Source organism: Streptomyces sp. SCA2-17, assembly GCF_044336695.1.
Genome location: NZ_CP117521.1, coordinates 5,759,776 through 5,778,312 on the forward strand (window position 1 = coordinate 5,759,776; position 18,537 = coordinate 5,778,312).

At 74.7% G+C, this 18,537-nt stretch carries 10 protein-coding genes; 7 read left to right on the top strand and 3 right to left on the bottom strand.

The genetic code is table 11. From position 1 onward, the window contains the following. The first annotated feature begins 142 nt into the window (after positions 1–142). From PS271_RS25860 to PS271_RS25870, 3 genes are read left to right on the top strand one after another with little or no spacing between them, the layout of a single operon-like run. Positions 143–7,351, top strand: coding sequence for a non-ribosomal peptide synthetase (locus PS271_RS25860; protein ID WP_398385052.1), 7,209 nt, complete (start codon positions 143–145; stop codon positions 7,349–7,351). Between the two features lie 4 nt (positions 7,352–7,355). Then, positions 7,356–7,559: an MbtH family protein gene (locus PS271_RS25865; protein ID WP_398385053.1), complete on the top strand. Its 204-nt coding sequence runs from the start codon at positions 7,356–7,358 to the stop codon at positions 7,557–7,559. 47 nt (positions 7,560–7,606) lie between these two features. Continuing rightward, complete coding sequence (locus PS271_RS25870) at positions 7,607–8,983, top strand: DHA2 family efflux MFS transporter permease subunit (protein ID WP_398387060.1); 1,377 nt, start codon at positions 7,607–7,609, stop codon at positions 8,981–8,983. 74 nt (positions 8,984–9,057) lie between these two features. On the opposite strand, the gene fes is transcribed toward PS271_RS25870, so the two are convergent. Genes fes through PS271_RS25885 form a run of 3 tightly spaced genes read right to left on the bottom strand, consistent with a single transcriptional unit; the run spans position 9,058 to position 13,181 of the window. Further along, entirely contained in the window at positions 9,058–10,290 is a 1,233-nt protein-coding gene (gene fes, locus PS271_RS25875) for an enterochelin esterase (protein ID WP_398385054.1), read from the bottom strand. Positions 10,291–10,350: 60 nt separating this feature from the next. Then, positions 10,351–12,531 carry a Fe(3+)-hydroxamate ABC transporter permease FhuB gene (gene fhuB / locus PS271_RS25880; RefSeq protein ID WP_398385055.1) on the bottom strand — a complete coding sequence of 727 codons (2,181 nt, stop codon included), beginning with the start codon at positions 12,529–12,531 and terminating at the stop codon, positions 10,351–10,353. A 14-nt stretch (positions 12,532–12,545) separates the two neighbouring features. Continuing rightward, entirely contained in the window at positions 12,546–13,181 is a 636-nt protein-coding gene (locus PS271_RS25885) for a histidine phosphatase family protein (RefSeq protein WP_398385056.1), read from the bottom strand. Between the two features lie 298 nt (positions 13,182–13,479). Between PS271_RS25885 and PS271_RS25890 the strand changes: the two genes are divergently transcribed. The 4 genes from PS271_RS25890 (at position 13,480) to PS271_RS25905 (ending at position 18,180) form a co-directional block, all read left to right on the top strand. Then, complete coding sequence (locus PS271_RS25890; RefSeq protein ID WP_398385058.1) at positions 13,480–13,707, top strand: CbtB domain-containing protein; 228 nt, start codon at positions 13,480–13,482, stop codon at positions 13,705–13,707. A 21-nt stretch (positions 13,708–13,728) separates the two neighbouring features. Further along, positions 13,729–14,490: a CbtA family protein gene (locus tag PS271_RS25895; RefSeq protein ID WP_398385059.1), complete on the top strand. Its 762-nt coding sequence runs from the start codon at positions 13,729–13,731 to the stop codon at positions 14,488–14,490. 200 nt (positions 14,491–14,690) lie between these two features. Further along, positions 14,691–15,635, top strand: a complete 945-nt coding sequence (locus PS271_RS25900) for a D-alanyl-D-alanine carboxypeptidase family protein (protein WP_398385061.1) — start codon at positions 14,691–14,693, stop codon at positions 15,633–15,635. 514 nt (positions 15,636–16,149) lie between these two features. Continuing rightward, the gene (locus PS271_RS25905) at positions 16,150–18,180 is read left to right on the top strand and encodes an ABC transporter ATP-binding protein (protein ID WP_398385062.1); all 2,031 of its coding nucleotides are present in this window, start codon (positions 16,150–16,152) and stop codon (positions 18,178–18,180) included. The last annotated feature ends 357 nt before the right edge of the window (positions 18,181–18,537 follow it).

The window sequence follows — 18,537 nt, forward strand, 5'->3', positions numbered from 1 at the left end:
GTTCGGTGCTCCTGTTCCGTCCGCACGCTGGGGTGGGAGACTCTCACGGATAGGCCGAAAATAGCTTAGGCTTACCTAAGCTGACATACCGGGGGGTACCGGTGTGGCCAGATCGCTGTCCTACAACGGGAGTCCCCACGCCATGCGTCACCACGAGGCCGAGACCGCTCAGGCCGAGCTGCCGCTGCTCGCCGCCCAGGCCGGAATCCTGTACGCCCAGGAACTCGCCCCTGACAACCCCGTCTACAACACGGGTGACTGCGTGGAGATCCGGGGCCCCCTGGACGAGGAGCTCTTCGAGCGAGCCCTGCTCCGCACCGCCGCCGAGGCCGAGACCCTCTCCCTCGTCGCCGTGCCCGCCGACCCGGCCGACGAGAACGCCGTCCCCGCCCAGCGCCTCGCCACCGGGCAGGAACTGACGCTCCACCGGATCGACCTGCGCACCGCCGCCGACTCGCGCGCCGAGGCCGAGGCGTGGATGCGCGCCGACCTCGACCGCCCCGTCGACCTCACCCGAGGCCCCCTCGTCACCCAGGCCCTCTTCCGCGTCGACGCCGAACTGCACTGGTGGTACCAGCGCGTCCACCACTTCGCCGTCGACGCGTACGCCCTCACGCTCATCGGCCGCCGCGTCGCCGAGGTCTACACCGCCCTCACCGCCGGCGAGGAGCCCGCCGCCTCCGGCTTCGCCCCCCTGCGCGCCCTGGCCGACGAGGAAGCCGCCTACCGCGCGAGCGCCCGGCACGCCACCGACCGCGACTACTGGCGCGAGACCTTCGCCGACCGGCCCGAGCCCGCCTCGCTCTCCGCCCGCCCCGCCGCACCCGCGACCACCGTCCTGCGACGCCTCACCACCCTCCCCGGCGGCACCCGCAGCCGCCTGGCCGAGGCGGCCGCACACGCCCGGCCCGGAAGCACCTGGGCCGACCTCGTCATGGCCGCCAGTGCCGGCTACGTGCACCGCATATCCGGCGCCCAGGACGTCCTCCTGGGCCTGCCGCAGAAGAACCGGCGCAGCGCCGAGGCCCTCCGCACCCCCGCCATGACCGTCAACGTCATGCCGCTGCGCCTCGCCGTCCGGCCCCACGACTCCGGCGCCGCGCTCCTCAAGCGCGCCGTCCTCGGCGCCCGCGCCGCCGGCCGCCACCAGCGCTACCGCCTGGAGGAGCTGCGCCGCGACCTCGGCCTCTCCGGCAGCGAGCAGCCGCTCTTCGGCCCGATGGTCAACATCAAGCCGTTCGAGGACGGCGACCTGGACTTCGCGGGCCTGCCCGGCACCGTCCGCAACCTCGCCGCAGGCCCCGTCGACGACCTCGCCGTCACCGTCACCCCCGGGCCCGGCGACTCCCTCGTCGTCGGTCTCGACGCCAACCCCGGCCGCTACACCGCCGAGGAGCTCGCCGCCCACGAAGCGGCCTTCCTGCGCTACCTCGACGCGTTCGCCGCGCTCCTGGCCGACGACCCGGAGCGCCCCGTCGGCAGCCTCGACCTGCTGGATGCCGAAACGATCCGCCGGGCCACCGCCGGGCGCACTGAGCCGCCCGCCGAACACACCCTGCCCGAGCTGTTCGCCGCGCAGGCGGCCCGGACGCCGGACGCCGTCGCCGTCCGCAGCGCCGGCGAGACCCTCACCTTCGCCGAGCTCGAAGCTGCCGCCAACCGCCTGGCCCACGAGCTCGCCGCCGCCGGCGTCACGCCCGGCACACCGGTCGCCCTGGCCCTGCCCCGCAGCGCGGCCACCGTCGTGGCCCTGTTCGCCGTCCTCAAGGCCGGCGGCGTCTGCCAGCCCCTCGACCTCGGCCACCCCGCCCAGCGCATCACCGCCGTCCTCGACGACGCGCGCCCCGGCTGCCTCGTCGGCACCGCCGACGCCGTCCGCGCACTGCCCCCGCACGGCGTGCCCGTCCTGCTCCTGGACGACCCGGCCACCCGCGCCCGCATCGAGGCCCGCCCCGCGACCGCACCCGCCGCGCCCGCGCTCCGTCAGGACGCGTACATCATCCACACCTCCGGCTCCACCGGCCGCCCCAAGGGCGTCGTCGTCACCCACGCCTCACTGGCCAACCTCCACGCCGGGCACGGCAGCGACCACGTCGCCCGCGCCACCGCCCGCACCGGCCGCGACCGCCTGCGCATCGGCCACAGCGCCTCCTTCGCCTTCGACGCCTCCTGGGACCCGCTGATCTGGCTCGTGCACGGCCACGAGCTGCACCTGCTGGACGACGCGGGCTACCGCGACCCCGCGGCTCTCGCCGCCTACGTCCACGACGAGCGCCTCGACTACCTCGACGTCACCCCCTCCTACGCCGAAGCCCTCCTCGCCGAAGGCCTGCTGGATCCGGGCCGGCACCGCCCGGCCGTCGTCGTCGTGGGCGGCGAGACCGTGCCCGACCCGCTCTGGCACCGCCTCGCCGCAACCGAGGGCCTGAGCCCCGTCAACCTCTACGGCCCCACCGAGACCACCGTCGACGCCTACTACTGGCTGCCCGGAGAGGACGGCACCCCGCAGGGCAGACCCGTCCGGGGCTCACGCGCCTACGTCCTCGACAACTCCCTCCGCCCGGCGCCCGACGGCGTCACCGGCGAGCTCTACATCGCCGGCGCCTGCCTGGCCCGCGGCTACCTCGGCCGCCCCGACCTCACTGCCGAGCGCTTCACCGCCGACCCCTTCGGCGCCCTCCACGGCGACCCCGGCGCCGCCATGTACCGCACGGGGGACCTGGTGCGCCGCCGCGCCGACGGCACCCTCGAATTCCTCGGCCGCGCCGACGACCAGGTCAAGATCCGCGGCTTCCGCATCGAACTCGGCGAGATCCAGGCCGCGCTGGCCGCCCACCCCGCGGTCTCCCGGGCCGCGGTCATCGCCCGCGACACCGCCCACGGCAAGCGCCTCCTCGGCTACGCCGTCCCCGCCGAGGGCACCGCCGCCGCGGACCTCGACACGGAGGCCCTGCGCGCCCACCTCGCCGGGCAACTGCCCGCCCATATGGTGCCCGCCGCGATCCTCGCCCTGGACGCCCTGCCCCGCACCGCCAACGACAAGCTCGACCACCGCGCCCTGCCCGACCCGGAGCCCACCGCGGGCCCGGCCGCCCGCGAGCCCCGCACCCCGCGGGAAGCCGCACTTTGCGGCCTCTTCCAGGACGTGCTCGGCCTGGACGCCCCGGCGTCCCCCGACGCCGACTTCTTCGCGCTGGGCGGCCACTCGCTGCTCGCCGGCCGCCTCGCCGCCCGCATCCGCGAGACCCACGACGAGGGCTTCGGCCTCGCCGACGTCTTCCGCAACCCCACCCCCGCCGCCCTCGCCGCCCTCCTGAGCGGCGTCCCCGGCGGGGACGCCGCCGAGCGCCCCGCCCTCGTGCCCGTACCCCGCACCGAGCGGATGCCGCTCTCCCCGGCCCAGAAGCGGCTGTGGTTCATGCACCGGCTCGAAGGCCCCAGCCCCACGTACAACATCCCCCTGCTCCTCACCCTCACCGGCCCCCTGGACCAGGACGCACTCCGCCTCGCCCTCCGGGACCTCACCGAGCGTCACGAAACACTCCGGACCGTATACCCGGCCACTGACAACGAGCCCTACCAGCGGATCCTGACGGCCGACGCGGCCTACCCCGAGCTCCACACCGCCCCGCTCACCGCCGACGTCACTGCCGCCGTCCGGCACTGCTTCGACCTCGCCGCCGAACCGCCCCTGCGCGTCACCCTGTTCACGGACGGGGGCGCCGAGCACACCCTGCTCCTCCTCCTGCACCACATCGCCGGAGACGGCGCCTCCACCACGCCCCTCGCCCGCGACCTCGCCGCCGCCTACACCGCCCGTACCGCCGGCCGCGCGCCCGACCTCGCGCCCCTGCCCGTCCAGTACGCCGACCACACCGCCTGGCAGCAGCAACTCCTCGGCGCCGCCGATGCCCCCACCCTGCTCGCCGCCCGGCAGCTGGAGCACTGGAAGCAGGCCCTCGCCGGCCTGCCCGACCAGCTCGAACTCCCCACCGACCGGCCGCGCCCCGCCGTCGCCTCCTCTGCGGGCGACACCGTCCCCTTCCACCTCGGCGCCGACGCGCACGCCGCCGTCGAGGCGCTCGCCCGCACCACCGGCACCAGTGTCTTCATGGTCGTCCAGGCCGCCCTCGCCGCCCTCCTGACCCGGTACGGCTGCGGCACCGACATCCCGCTGGGCACCCCCGTGGCCGGGCGCGACGACGACGCGACCGCCGGCCTCGTCGGCTTCTTCGTCAACACCCTCGTGCTGCGCGCGGACACCTCCGGCGACCCGGACTTCCGCACCCTCCTCGGGCGCGTCCGCACCGCCACCCTCGGCGCGTACGAGCACGGCGACCTGCCCTTCGACCGGCTCGTCGAGGAGCTCAACCCGCCGCGCTCGCTGGCCCGGCACCCCCTCTTCCAGGTGATGCTCGCCTGGCAGTCCCTGCCCGACGCCGCCTTCGCCATGGGCCCGGACCTGACCGCCGCGATGGCGGCCACCCCGTCCGGCACCGCCAAGTTCGACCTCACCCTGAACGCGGGGGAGCAGCCCGGCGGCGGCATCGCCGGCTTCCTGGAGTTCCGCACCGACCTCTTCGACCGCGCCACCGCCGAGCGCCTCTCCGCGCACCTGGCCCGCCTGCTGGCCGCGGCCGCCGCCGACCCCGGCGCGCCCATCGGCCGGCTGCCGCTGCTCGGCGACGACGAGCGCCACCGGCTGCTCGTCGAGTGGAACACCGGCACCCCGGCCCCCGAGCCCTCCAAGCAGACCCTCGTGGAGCTCTACGAGGACGCCGCCCGCCGCCACCCGGACCGCACGGCCGTCACCTGCGAGGGCGCGTCCCTCGACTACGCGGAGCTGTCCGCGCGCGCCAACCGCCTCGCCCGGCTGCTGGCCGCCCGCGGCATCGGCCCCGGCTCGATCGTCGCGCTCGCCCTGCCGCGCTCCCTGGAGCTGGTCACCGGCCTGCTGGCCGTCGCCAAGGCCGGCGCCGCCTACCTCCCGATGGACCCCGACTACCCGGCCGACCGCCTGGCGTACATGCTCCAGGACGCCGCACCCGCCGCCGTCGTCACCGACAGCGCGACCGCGGCCCGCATCCCGGCGCACGACCTGCCGGTCGTCCTCGTCGACGGCACCGGCGCCGACGCGTACGCGAGCGCCGACCTCGCCCCGGACGAGCGCGTCCGGCCCGTGCGCCCCGACGACGTCGCCTACGTCATCTACACCTCGGGCTCCACCGGCCGCCCCAAGGGCGTCCCCGTCACCCACCACAACGTCGTCCGGCTCTTCACCGCCACCGACCAGTGGTTCGGCTTCGACCACACCGACGTCTGGACGCTCTTCCACTCCTACGCCTTCGACTTCTCCGTGTGGGAGATGTGGGGCGCCCTGCTGCACGGCGGCCGCCTCGTCGTCGTGCCGCACCTCGTCAGCCGCGACCCGGCCGCCTTCCTGCGCCTGCTCGCCGCCGAGTCCGTCACTGTCCTCAACCAGACGCCGTCGGCCTTCTACCAGCTCATGGCCGCTGAGAAGGAGTACCCCGGCAGCGATCTGGCCCTGCGCTACGTCGTCTTCGGCGGCGAAGCCCTCGAACTCGCGCGCCTCGCCGACTGGTACGAGCGCCATGACGAGAACGCGCCCACGCTCGTCAACATGTACGGCATCACCGAGACGACCGTGCACGTCTCGTACATCGCCCTCGACCGGGAGAAGGCCGCCGCCGGCGCCTCCAGCACCATCGGCGTCAACATCCCCGACCTGCGCGTCTACGTCCTCGACCCGTACCTGCAACCCGTGCCGCCCGGCGTCACCGGCGAGATGTACGTCGCGGGCGAAGGCCTCGCCCGCGGCTACCTCGGCCGCCACGCCCTCACGGCGGAACGTTTCGTCGCCGACCCGTACGCCGCCCTCTTCGGCGAGAGCGGCACCCGCATGTACCGCTCCGGCGACCTCGCCCGCCGCCGCCCCGACGGCAACCTCGACTACTTCGGCCGCGCCGACCACCAGGTCAAGATCCGCGGCTTCCGCATCGAACTCGGCGAGATCGAAGGCGTCCTCGCCGACCACCCCGACGTCGCCGACGCGGCCGTCGTCGTCCGCGAGGACACCCCCGGCGACAAGCGCCTCGTCGCCTACGCCGTCCCCGCCCGCGAGACCACCCCGGCCGCGCTGCGCGAGCACGCCGCCGGCGGCCTCCCCGTCCACATGGTGCCCTCGGCCGTCGTCCTCCTCGACCGGCTGCCGCTCACCGCCAACGGCAAGCTCGACCGCAAGGCCCTCCCCACCCCCGACCTCGCCTCCGCCGTCACCGAAGGCCGCGCACCCCGCGGCCCCCGCGAGGAACAGCTCTGCGCGATCTTCGCCGACGTCCTGGGCCTGCCCCGCGTCGGCGTCGACGACAACTTCTTCGACCTCGGCGGCCACTCCCTGCTCGCCGTGCGCCTCGCCGGACGCGTCAAGGACGCCCTCGGCGCCGACGTCGGCATCGGCACCATCTTCCAGGCCCCCACCGTCGCCGCCCTCGACGCGGCCGTCGAAGCCTCCCGGCGGACCGACGCCCTCGACGTCCTGCTGCCGCTGCGCCCGGCACGCGAGGGCGACAAGGCGCCGCTGTACTGCGTCCACCCCGCCGGCGGCCTCAGCTGGTGCTACGCGGGCCTCATCCGCCACCTCCCCGCCGACGTGCCCATCTACGGCATGCAGGCCCAGGGCGTCGGCCCCGCCACCGCCGCACAACCGCTGCCGCAGACCCTCGAAGAGCTCGCCGCCCACTACGTCGACCGGCTCCGCGAAGTCCAGCCCGACGGCCCGTACCGCCTGCTGGGCTGGTCCACCGGCGGCATCATCGCCCAGGCCATGGCCACCCGCCTGCAAGACCTCGGCCACGAAGTCGGACTGCTCGCCATCCTCGACGCCTACCCCGCCGAGGGCTTCCGCGAGCTGCCCGTCCCCGACCAGGCCGAAGCCCTCGAAGCGCTCCTCGCCATGGGCGGCTACGGACCGGACAGCCTGGAAGGCAAGCCCTTCGAACTCGCCCACGTCACCGAGGTGCTGCGCCGCGAGGGCTCCCCGCTGGCCAGCCTCGACGACGCCACCATCGAGGCCCTCAACCGCACCTACCTCAACACCAACCACCTCGTGCGCGCCTTCGACCACCGCGTCTACGAGGGCGACGTCCTCTTCTTCCGCGCCACCGTCGACACCATCGACGACGAGCTCACCCCCGGGACCTGGACCCCGTACGTGACCGGGCGCATCGACAACACGGACGTCAAGTGCTCGCACAAGGACATGACCCTGCCCGAACCGATCGCGCACATCGCGAGCGTGATCGCCGACCGCCTGCAGAACCTGGAGAACTGACCCCATGAGCGACGCACCCGCCAACCCCTTCGACGGCGACGGACCCTTTCACGTCCTCGTCAACGCCGAAGGCCGGCACAGCCTCTGGCCGGGTTTCGCCGCCGTACCGGACGGCTGGACCGCCGTCCACGGCCCCTGCGAGCGGCAGCAGGCCCTGGACTGGATCACCGAGCACTGGACCGACCTGACCCCGGCGGCCCAGGGGTGAAGGGCATCAACCCGCGCGTCGCCGTCGTGATCGTGTACACGGCGGCGATGTGCATGAACGGCCTCGACTCCACCATCGTCAACCCGGCGCTCCTCACCATCGCCCGGGACTTCGGCGAGCCGATCTCCGCCGCCAACACCGTGGAGGTCGCCTTCCTGGTGGCCCTCGCCGTCGCCCTGCCCGTCGCGGGCTGGCTCGGCGACCGCTTCGGCACCAAACGCGTCTTCCTCGGCTCCCTCGCCGTCTTCACCGCGGCGTCGGCCGCCTGCGGGCTCTCCCAGGGCCTCACCGCGCTGGTCCTCGCGCGCGTCGTGCAGGGCATCGCGGGCGGCCTGCTCACCCCGGTCGGCATGACGCTGCTCTTCCGCGCCTTCCCGCCGCACGAGCGGATGAAGCTGTCGAAGGTGCTCATCGTGCCGACGGCCCTGATGCCCGCCCTCGGCCCGCCGCTCGGCGGCTTCCTCACCGAGCACTTCTCCTGGCACTGGCTGTTCTTCGTCAACGTGCCGATCGGCGCGGCCGCGGTGCTGCTGGGCGTGGCCGGGCTGCGCGAGGACAAGGAGAACACCGAGGGCGGCGCTGCCCCGTTCGATGTCCCCGGCTTCCTGCTCGCCACCCCCGCGCTCGGCCTGCTCACCTACGCGCTCGGCTTCGGCCCCGCGCACGGCTGGACCTCGCCGTCCGTCGCCGTGGCCGGCCCGCTCGGGCTGGCCCTGCTCGTCGCCGGGTGCGCGCACCAGCTGCGGGCGAAGAACCCGCTCCTGGAGCTGCGGCTGCTCGCCGACAAGGTGTTCGCCTCCGCCACGGTGCTCGCCCTGCTCACCTCGGCCGGCCTCATGGGCGTCCTCTTCGCGTTCCCGCTGCTCTACCAGGCGGCGCTCGGGGCCTCGGCCTTGGACGCGGGCCTGAGCGTCTTCCCCGAGGCGCTCGGTCTGATGCTGGCCTCCCAGGTCGCCGACCGGCTGATGCTGAAGCTCGGCCCGCGCCTCCTCGCGGTGCCCGCCCTGCTGCTGGCCACGGGCGTCTTCGCCGCGCTGGCCGTGCCGGGCGTCGCGGAGAGCGCGTGGGCGGTGCGGGCGCTGATGTTCTGCGTCGGCCTCGTGCTCGGCACGGCCGTCCTCACCGTCCAGATCGCCGGCTTCGCGGACGTCCCGCCGCCGGCCATGGGCCAGGCGATGGGCCTGTTCACCATCGTCCGCACGCTCGGCGGCGCGCTGGGCATCGCGGCGACGGCCGCGGTGATCGCCGCGGGCGGCGGTTCGCACGCCCAGGACACGGACCCGGGCCCGTACCGGGCGGCGATCCTGGTCACGGCGGGCCTGGTCGCCCTCGGCGCCCTGTGCGCCCTCCGGATGCCGAAGGAGGCCCCCGGCCCGCCGCCGTTCGACGACGAGCCCCAGGAGGAGGGGGCCGTTGCCGCTTGACGGGCCTTCTGTTGCACTGCGGGCCGGGACCGACGCCGATGCGTCGGTCCCGGCCCGCAGTGCAACAGAAGAAGTTAGCGGGGCCCGCCCAGCAGGGCCGCCAGCCCCGCCGCCAGCCCCCCGCGCCAGCACGCGTAATCGTGCCCGCCGTTGAACTCGCCGTAGGCGACGTCGTAGCCGCGCGCCTCCAGCACGTTGCGCAGGTGGCGGTTCTGCGGGAGGAGCATCCACTCCTGGAGGCCCACCTCCAGCCGGATCCGCACCGGCCGCTTCCCTTCCACCGCGAACTGCCGGGTCAGCCACTCGCTGCCGCTGTCGAACTCCGTCCCGTCCGGCCACCAGAAGGAGCCTGACTGGGACAGGGCGTTGCCGAACCGCTCCGGCCGGCGGAACGCCGCGAACGCGGCCGTGAGCCCGCCCGCGCTCTGGCCCGCGACGGCCGTGCGCGCCGGGTCGTCCGACGCCCCGTACGTCCGCGCGGCCCACGGCAGCAGGACGTCCGCCAGCCAGTCGACGAACTCCTCGCTGCAACTGAGGTCCTCCATGCGGCGCGCGCGGCCCATGGTGTCCACCATCAGCGTGACGGCCGGCGGCATGCGCTCGTCCGCGTACAGGTTGTCGAGCGCGGTGCCGAAGTCCAGGACCGGCCCCCACATCTCGCCGTCCAGGAGCACGACGACGGGGTACGGGCCGCCGTCCGCCCGGTGCCCGGCGGGCAGGTGCACGTGGACGCGCCGTCCGTCGACGACGGCGTCGGTCCGCTCGCCGCGGGCCGTGCCGGGGCGGGGGGCGGCCCACTCCTGGGCGGGCGCGTCCGGGAGCTCCAGCACCGAGGACGGGTTGCGCCCGTCGCGCGAGGGCAACTGCGGGCGCGTGCTGAGCGGGTCGGGCTCGGCCGCGTCCAGGACGCGCAGCCACGAGCGGCGGTCCGCGCGCAGCGTGTCCTCGCGCGGGCCGCGGGCCACGAAGAACTGGTACGAGGCCCGGTGGTCGGCGCGCAGCCGGTGGCTGATGGCCCACACGTCGGTGCCGCCCACCTTGCGCATGAGGTGCGGCGCGAGGTTCCCCGCGTGCCGGTCCTTGTCGGTGACGGTGTGGAGGAGGGCCAGCACGTCCGTGGCGGGCCGGGCGGGGTCGTCGCGCCACAGGAAGGTGACGAGCCGCCAGGCCGGGTCGCCGTCGGGGTCCGGCTCCACCAGGGGGGTGCCGGCGGTGGCGGCGTGCCGCCAGAAGACGCCGAGGGCGTCGGGTATGCCGTGACGCACGGCGGCGTCGAGCTCGCGGAGGGCAGGGCTCTGCAGTTCCATGGGCTTCCTTGTCTCAGGCAGGCGAAACCACGGGTGAATGACCGAGCGGCGGGGCGGCGACTACACCCGCGTCGCCGCCGACCGTCCCAGCAGCACCCACAGCAGGAACGGCCCGCCGAGCACCGTCGTGACGATCCCGACGGGGATCTCGGCCCCGTCGAGGGCGATCCGCCCCACGGTGTCCGCCAGGACGACCAGCGCCGCGCCGACCAGCATCGAGCCGAGCACCGGCACCCGCAGCGGCCCCGCCAGCCGTCCCGCGATCACGGGGGAGGCGAGGGCGACGAAGCCGACCGGGCCGCAGATGCCGACCGCGAGGCCCGCGAGGCCGACCGCGATCAGCATGCACACCAGCCGCACCCGCCCCGGCGCGACGCCGAGCGACGCCGCGGTGGAGTCGTCGAACCGCAGCACGTTGAGGTGGCGGGTGACGATGAGGGCGAGCGGCACGAGCACGGCGAGGCCGATGAGGACGGGGACGGCCACGGAGTAGCTGCGGCCGTTGAGGCTGCCGGACGTCCACACGTACAGCGAGCTGGCCGAGTTCAGGGAGCGGCGCGAGAGGACGACCTGGGTGACCGCCGAGGCGAGCGCCGACATGGCGAGGCCGACGACGAGGACGCGGTAGCCGCGCTGCCCGAGGCCGCCGGAGACGGCGGTGACGACGAGGACGGCGGCGAGCGCGCCGAGCGGCCCGGCCCACCAGGCGCCGAACGTGCCGCTGAGCGTCGCCGACAGCAGGACCGCGGCGGTGGCGCCGTCGTTGACGCCGAGCAGTTCGGGCGTGGCGAGCCGGTTGCGGGCGAGGGTCTGCGTCAGGCAGCCGGCGAGCCCGAGGGCCGCGCCCGCGGCCAGCCCGGCCACGATCCGGCCGAGCCGGAACTTCTGCACGAGCAGGACGTCGAAGCGGTCGCCCGACCCGAAGACGGCGCCGAACGTACGGCTCAGGCCCATCTGGCTCTGCCCGGCGTACGCGGACAGCACGACGGCGCCGACGAGCAGGGCGGCGAGGGCGAACGCGGCGACGGCGGCGCGGCGCGGCACGAGCAGCGACAGGGAGCCGGTGCGGACGACGAGGCTGTCGCGGCCGGCGGGGAGGGGCGCCCGGACGGCCGCCGCGCGGCCGCCCTGCGGGCTCTCGTCGGCGGCGGGGTCGGTCATGCCCATGGAGGCCATCCGCCGGGAGCGGACGATGCCGATGAGGACGGGGGCGCCGAAGAGCGCGATGATCACGGAGACGGGCGCCTCGAACGGGCGGGAGACCACGCGGGCCAGGACGTCGGAGCCGGTGAGCACGCCCGCGCCGATGAGGCCGGCGAGGAGGAGCTGCGCCGTCAGGCGGGGCCCGGTGACGGCCCGCGCGAGGAATCCGGCGAGCAGGCCGAGGAAGGAGATGGGGCCGACGAGGGCCACCGACGCCGCGGTGAGCAGGGTGACGGCGACGGCCACGACGACGCGGATGACGCCGGGCCGGTGGCCGAGCCCCTTGGCGAGGTCGTCGCCGAGGGCGAGGGCCGACAGCGGGCGGGCGATGAGCAGCGCCACGGCGAAGCCGGCTGCCAGGACGGGGGCGAGGCTCGTCAGCTTGGTGAAGCCCTCGACGCCCGCGAGCGAGCCGAGGACCCAGAAGCGGAAGCGGTCGTAGGTCTCGGCGGAGTTCACGATGAGCACGCTGGTGATGCCGCCGAAGGTGGCACCCAGCGCGGACCCGGCGAGCACCAGCCGCATCGGGGAGCCGCCGCCGCGGCGGTTGGCGATGAGCAGCACCAGCGCGCTGGCGAGGACGGCGCCGCCGAACGCCCACAGCAGATAGCCGTAGCCGCTGTGCACGCCGAGGAAGGCGATGCCGACGACGACGCCGAGCGACGCGCCCGCGTTGACGCCGAGCAGGCCCGTCTCGGCCAGGGGGTTGCGGGTGACGGCCTGGAGCAGGCAGCCGGCCGTGCCGAGGGCGGCGCCGACGGCCAGCGCGGTGAGCGTGCGGGGCAGCCGCAGGTCGCCCACGACCAGCGACAGGCGGGAGCTGTCCCGCGCCCCGTGCCGCCCGAGGACGTAGTCCAGTACGTCCCCGGCCCCGACCTCGCCCGCCCCGACGGACAGCGACAGGGCGGACAGCACGAGGACCGCCAGCACGAGTGCGGCCGAGGCGGTCAGGAAGGCCCGGTTGCCGTGCAGGCGCCCCGCGGGGGCCTGTTGGGCGGCGGGCTGCACCTCCGGGGGGCCCACTTGCGAGACAGTCATAAGGTAAGGCTAGCCTAAGAACTTTGGGTTCCCGCAGGCGAGGTGGGGTGACCTCGGTCGCCGGCCGTCCCGCCCGGCGGCTCTTCCTGCCCCTGCGTCAGCGGAACGCCGCAGCGCAGGTTCCAGCGGCCGCCGCGGCCCGTCAGTTCGGTCAGGGACAGGGGCTGGACGTCGAGGCGCCAGAACGACTGCGCCGGCAGCGCCAGGCCGTGGACGACCGCGGCGCGGATCACCGCCGGGGCGGCGACGGCCAGGACCCTGCCGTCCTCCAGGCCGTCCAGCCACCTCCCGACCCGGGCGACCGCGTCGCGGACCGACTCGCCGCCGTGCGGCGCCGCGTCCGGGTCCGTCAGCCAGGCGGCGACCGCCTCCGGTTCGGACGCGCCGACCTCCGCCAGCCCGCGCCCCCGCCAGCGGCCCGCGTCGAGGTCACTGAGCGCGGGCTCGGCGCGGGCGGCCTCCGCGCCCAGGGCCTCCGCGGTCTGCCGGCAGCGGGGGGACGGCGCGGTCAGCACCCGGCCCGCCGCGGGCAGCCGCCCGGCCGCCCGCGTGCGGCGCAGCCCCGCCGCGTCGAGCGGGCCGTCGTCCCCGAACCGGGCCTCGCGCACGGCGACGGCGGCCGGTGAGATCAGCATCACACGGACGGTCATGGGTGTCGTCGTCCCCTTTCGCCAACGGGTCTGCGGGCGGGCGGTGTCCGCCGCGAATCAGCAGATCACGGACACTGCCGGAGCCGCGCGCCGGGGTGCGCATCCGTACGCCGTGGCGCGGGCCACCGGTGCGCGGTACGGTCGCGTGGCAACGACGACGGTGTGACGGAAGTCCGGTGAGAACCCGGCACGGTCGCGCCACTGTGTACCCGGCGGAACGCCCGCAGGGAAGTCAGACCCCGCACTGTCGTCCTAGGCCCCGACTATTGGGACGCGTGTTTTCCCAGGAGGTTTCGCCATGGCTCAGTCAGCCGCCCCCGCCCCCGCTGCGTCCACCGCCATACCCGCGGTAGCGCCCATCTCGCTGAAGGAGATCGCTCCGTGGGCGCTCTTCGCCGGCGTCCTCATGCTGGTCCTGCTGTACTTCGTCGGCGCCGAGCAGGGTGCCACCTCCCTCGTCTCCGGTGAGAACGTCCACGAGTGGGTCCACGACGGACGCCACCTGCTCGGCTTCCCCTGCCACTGACGACCGGCCGGGGGTACCACCGTGAACTCGATCTCCGTCAGAGCCCTGCTCGTCCGCGGCATGCTCGCGGGCCTCGCCGCGGGCGTCCTGGCCCTCATCGTCGCCTATCTGCTCGGCGAGCCCCATGTGGACGCGGCCATCTCCTTCGAGGAGGCGCACAGCCACGACCACGGCGGGGGTGAGGAGCCGGTCAGCCGCACCCTGCAGTCCACGGCCGGGCTGGCCACCGGCATCCTCGTGTACGGCGTCGCCCTGGGCGGCATCGCCTCACTGGCCTTCTGCACGGCACTGGGCCGGATCGGCCGCTTCGGCCCCCGGGCCACGGCCGCGCTGGTCTCGCTCGGCGCGCTCATCGCCGTCTACCTCGTGCCGTTCCTGAAGTACCCGGCCAACCCGCCGTCCGTCGGCGACCCCGACACGATCGGCAAGCGCACCGCGCTGTACTTCCTGATGATCGCGCTCAGCGTCCTGCTGGCGGTCGGCACGGTCATCCTCGGCAAGCGCCTCGCGCCCCGCCTCGGCAACTGGAACGCCACGGTCGCGGCGGGCGCGGCCTTCGTGGTCGCGGTCGGCCTCGCGTACGCGTTCCTGCCGTCGGTCAACGAACTGCCCGACGACTTCCCGGCGGGCCTGCTCTGGAAGTTCCGCCTCTCGGCCCTCGCCATGCAGCTCCTGCTGTGGACGGGCTTCGGCCTCCTCTTCGGCCACTTCGCCGAGCGGCTCCTGGCCCCGCGGGCCGGGACGCCGGAGGAGAAGGCGCGGGCAGCGGCGCCGGCGGGCTGAGCGCGGCCCGCAACCGCAGCCGGTGGGAAGAGCCCGCCCGGGTCACCCGGGCGGGCTCTTCCTCGTACCACATCCGCTCCCGGCGTCCCGTCAGCCTCCGAAGTCCCGTTCACCCGTGAGGGGTTCGGATTTCTTCCCGCGTGCGGGCCGGTGCGACGATGCCGCTCGCCCCGACCCGACACCCGAGGAATGGAGCCTTGATGCAGCGACGTGGGGGAGAGCAGGACCGCCGCCGGGGAGCGTGGGGAGCGCCCCTGGCGGCCACGGTGACGGCGACGGCCGCGGCGGTCGCCGCCGCCCTTCCGGCACCGGCCGCGCAGGCCGCGCCCGGCCCTTCGGTCGGCGCCAAGGGCGCCTACCTGATGGACGCCCGCTCCGAGCGCCCCCTGTGGGCCAAGGCGGCGACGGTGGAGCGGCCCATGGCCAGCACCACGAAGATCATGACCGCGGTCGTCGTCCTCGACACCCCGGGGACGGACCTCGACCGGCAGATCCAGATCAAGCAGTCCTACCGCGACTACGTCCAGCGGACCGAGGCCAGCACGGCCGACCTCCGCACCGGCGACAAGCTGACGACACGTCAACTGCTGTACGCGCTGATGCTCCCCTCCGGCTGCGACGCGGCCTACGCCCTCGCCGACGCCTACGGCACCGGACCCGACGAGGCGGCCCGCACGAAGTCCTTCGTCGCCAAGATGAACGCCAAGGCCCGGCAGCTGAAGCTGACCGGCACCACCTACGACTCCTTCGACGGCATCTCCTCCGCGGGAAGGAACCGCTCCACCCCGCAGGATCTGGCCAGGCTCTCCCTGCACGCCCTGCGCAACAGCACCTTCCGCACGGTCACCGGAGCGCTGAACACCCAGCAGAAGGCCAAGAACGTCAACCGGCTCTACACCTGGTACAACACCAACAAGCTGCTCGGCTCGTACGACGGCGTCACCGGCGTCAAGACCGGGACCACCTCCGCCGCCGGCCCCTGCCTGGTGTTCGCCGCGCGGCGCGGCGGCCGCACCGTCGTCGGCGTCCTCCTCAACGACGCCGTGAACCGCTACCCGGACGCCGCGAAGATGCTCGACTACGCCTTCCGGAAGCACACCCCGCTGAAGCTGCGCCGGCTCCCCGCCGCCGCGCACGAGGACTGACCGCACCCTGCTCCGCCCGCGGGCCCGGACCCCTTCGAGGGTCCGGGCCCGCGTTGTACCAACTCCCGCGAAGCCGCGGTGATTTATACCTGAACGAGTGAACAGTCTGCGGGGAACTGCGGGTTGGCGAAGGCTCCCGCGGGCCGGGGCGGTTAGAGTCCTACCTGTCCGGAAACGGGCACCGGAAAGCCGCGGACACCCCGACGGCACCGGACGAGCAGCCGTCCGCCGGAGTCCCGTCCACCACCCTCAGTCCGACTCCCACGGCACGCCGCCGCGTACCGCAGCCTTGGCGTGCCCCTCGGCCATGCCCTTGGCACGGATCGGTTCACCGACGCCTCTCGCCGCCAAGCACCAGCGCCCTCCTGCCCGCACCCGACGGCCAGCCCCACCGCCTTCAGGAGGCTTCCATGTCCCGCCCCGCGTCCCCCGCGGCGTACGCCACCGCGTCCCGCAGCGCGCCACCCGCCGCGCCCGCGACCGGCCCGCGAGCCTACCGCGCACCGGAGCCACGGTGACGCCCTTCGCGCGGCGTCCGCCGCGCACGTTCCCGGTGTCGGAGAGCGAACTCCTGCTGTTCGGCGGGGCCTTGCGGCCCGACAAGGCCTTCGTCACCCACGAGCGGCCGCTGCTGCGGCTGTCCTTCTGGGCGATGGCCCGGCAGCTGCCCGCCATGGTCGCCACCGTCGCCCGGGCCGCCTGGAGCGAGGACCCCCGGGCGCTGTGCACGCTCCTCGGCGCCGAGCTGTGCCAGGGCCTGACGCGCGCCTTCGGGCTGGTCGCCGCCAACCGCGCCCTGACCGCCCTGTTCACCGCCGGCCCCACCCCCGCGCGGCTGCGCGAAGCCCTGCCCTCGCTGATGGCGGTCACCTCCGTCGCCGCCGCCACCGCCCTGCTCTCCGCCGTCTCCCTGGCGGCCGCCGGACAGCTGGAACCGAAGGTGGAGCGCGTGTGCACCGCCCGCTTCTACCGCGGCGCGGTCCGCGTCGAGCTCGCGGTGCTGGAGGACAAGGACTTCCACCGCCTGCTCGACGCCGGCCGCTTCGGCACCGACTCGGTCCGCCTGATGATCGGGTCCTCCGTCACCGTCGTCAACGCCCTCGTAGGACTGGCCGCTTCGGCCGGAGTGCTCGCGCTGCTGCACCCCTCCCTCGTGTTCATGCTCGTCCTCGTGGCAGCACCCAAGGGCTGGGGCGCCGTCGTCACCGCCCGGCGCCAGTACGCCTCCCGGCACGCCTGGATCGAGCACCGGCGCGCCATCTCCGTCATCACCTCCACCCTCACCGGCCACGACACCGCCGCCGAGATCCGCGTGCACGACGCCGGCCGCATGCTCGTCGGCGCCTACGACGACATGGCCGCCACCGTCGAGAAGGAACAGCAGCGCCTCGCCCGCGCCGAGGCGGTCACGTGCAGCGCCGCCTCCGCCCTCTCGGGCGGCGCCGCCCTCGCCGTCTACGGCGTGCTGTGGCTGCTGCTCGCCTCCGGCGGGATGCCGCTCGCCGTCGCCGGCACCGCCGTCATCGCCGTACGGGCCGCGGGCGCGAGCCTCACCGCCCTGGTGGCCCAGACCAACCGCCTCTACGAGGAGGCCATGTACCTCGGCGACCTGGAGCGCGCCTGCACGGAGGCCGAGCGCCACGCCATCCCCGCGGGCGGCACGCCGCTGCCCCACGGCGTGAAGGAGATCCGGCTGGAGAACGTCACCTTCCGCTACCCCGGGGCCCCGGCGGCCGCGCTCAGCGACGTGAGCCTGACCGTGCCGCCCGGCAAGGTCGTCGCCCTGGTCGGGGCCAACGGCTCCGGCAAGACCACCCTGTCCAAGCTGGTCGCGGGGCTGTACCTGCCCACCTCCGGGCACCTGTACTGGAACGGCGTCGAGATCCGCGACGCCGACCGCGACCAGCTCTTCGACCACGTGGCCGTCCTCTCCCAGGACTTCCCGCGCTGGCCCATGACCGCCCGCGCCAACGTGCACATCGGCCGCCCCGGAACGCCCCCGGAGCAGGCCCGCATCGAGCGCGCGGCCGCCGAGGCCGGCGCCACCGGCGTCGTCTCGTCCCTGCCGCACCAGTGGGAGAGCCTCGTGGTCAAGGGCTTCGAGCGCGGCACGCAGATCTCCGGCGGCCAGTGGCAGCGCCTGGGCAGCGCCCGCGCGCGCTACCGCCGCGCGCCCCTGCTCATCGTCGACGAGCCGACCTCGGCCCTCGACCCGCGCGCGGAGGCCGAGGCGTTCCAGTCGCTGCGGACGCTGACCGACGACGGCACGACCGTCCTGCTGATCACCCACCGGCTCGCGGCGACGGCCACGGCCGACCTCATCTACGTCCTCGACCACGGCCGGGTGGTGGGCAAGGGCACGCACGAGGAGCTGATGGCCGTCGAGGGCGGCCTGTACCGGTCGATGTACGAGCTCCAGGCCGCCCAGTACGGCATCGGTGCGCAGCAGTCCGCCGCCGCCCCCGGTCAGGCTCCCGCTCCCGCCGCGGCCACCGCCACGGCCCTGCGCACGGGTCCGCCCCATGCACAGCCCGCCCAGACCTGAGGACCGCGCGGCCGTCCCGCCCGCCGCACCCGCACCGCCGGCGCCGCTGCCGGCCCCGCCGGATCCGCTGGGCCCGCTCGCGAGCACCCTGCGCGATGTGCTGGGGTGCCTGGGTGTGATCACGGCCGCGGTTCTCATCTCCCTCCTCTGTGTCCATCTCGGCCAGGCCTTTCCCGGGCTAAGAGGAACGCCCTGACTCCCTTCCGGGTTACGCCCGGCGCCCGCCCGAATTCCGGAACGCTTCCGCGGGCGCCGCCGGGCGCCGGGAAAACCGGGGTGAATTCACGGTTCCGGGTGCGGCCCGGTGCGGCCGTTTTCCCTGTATTGAGCAAGTGTCTACAGGCGCCGAGGGGTTGT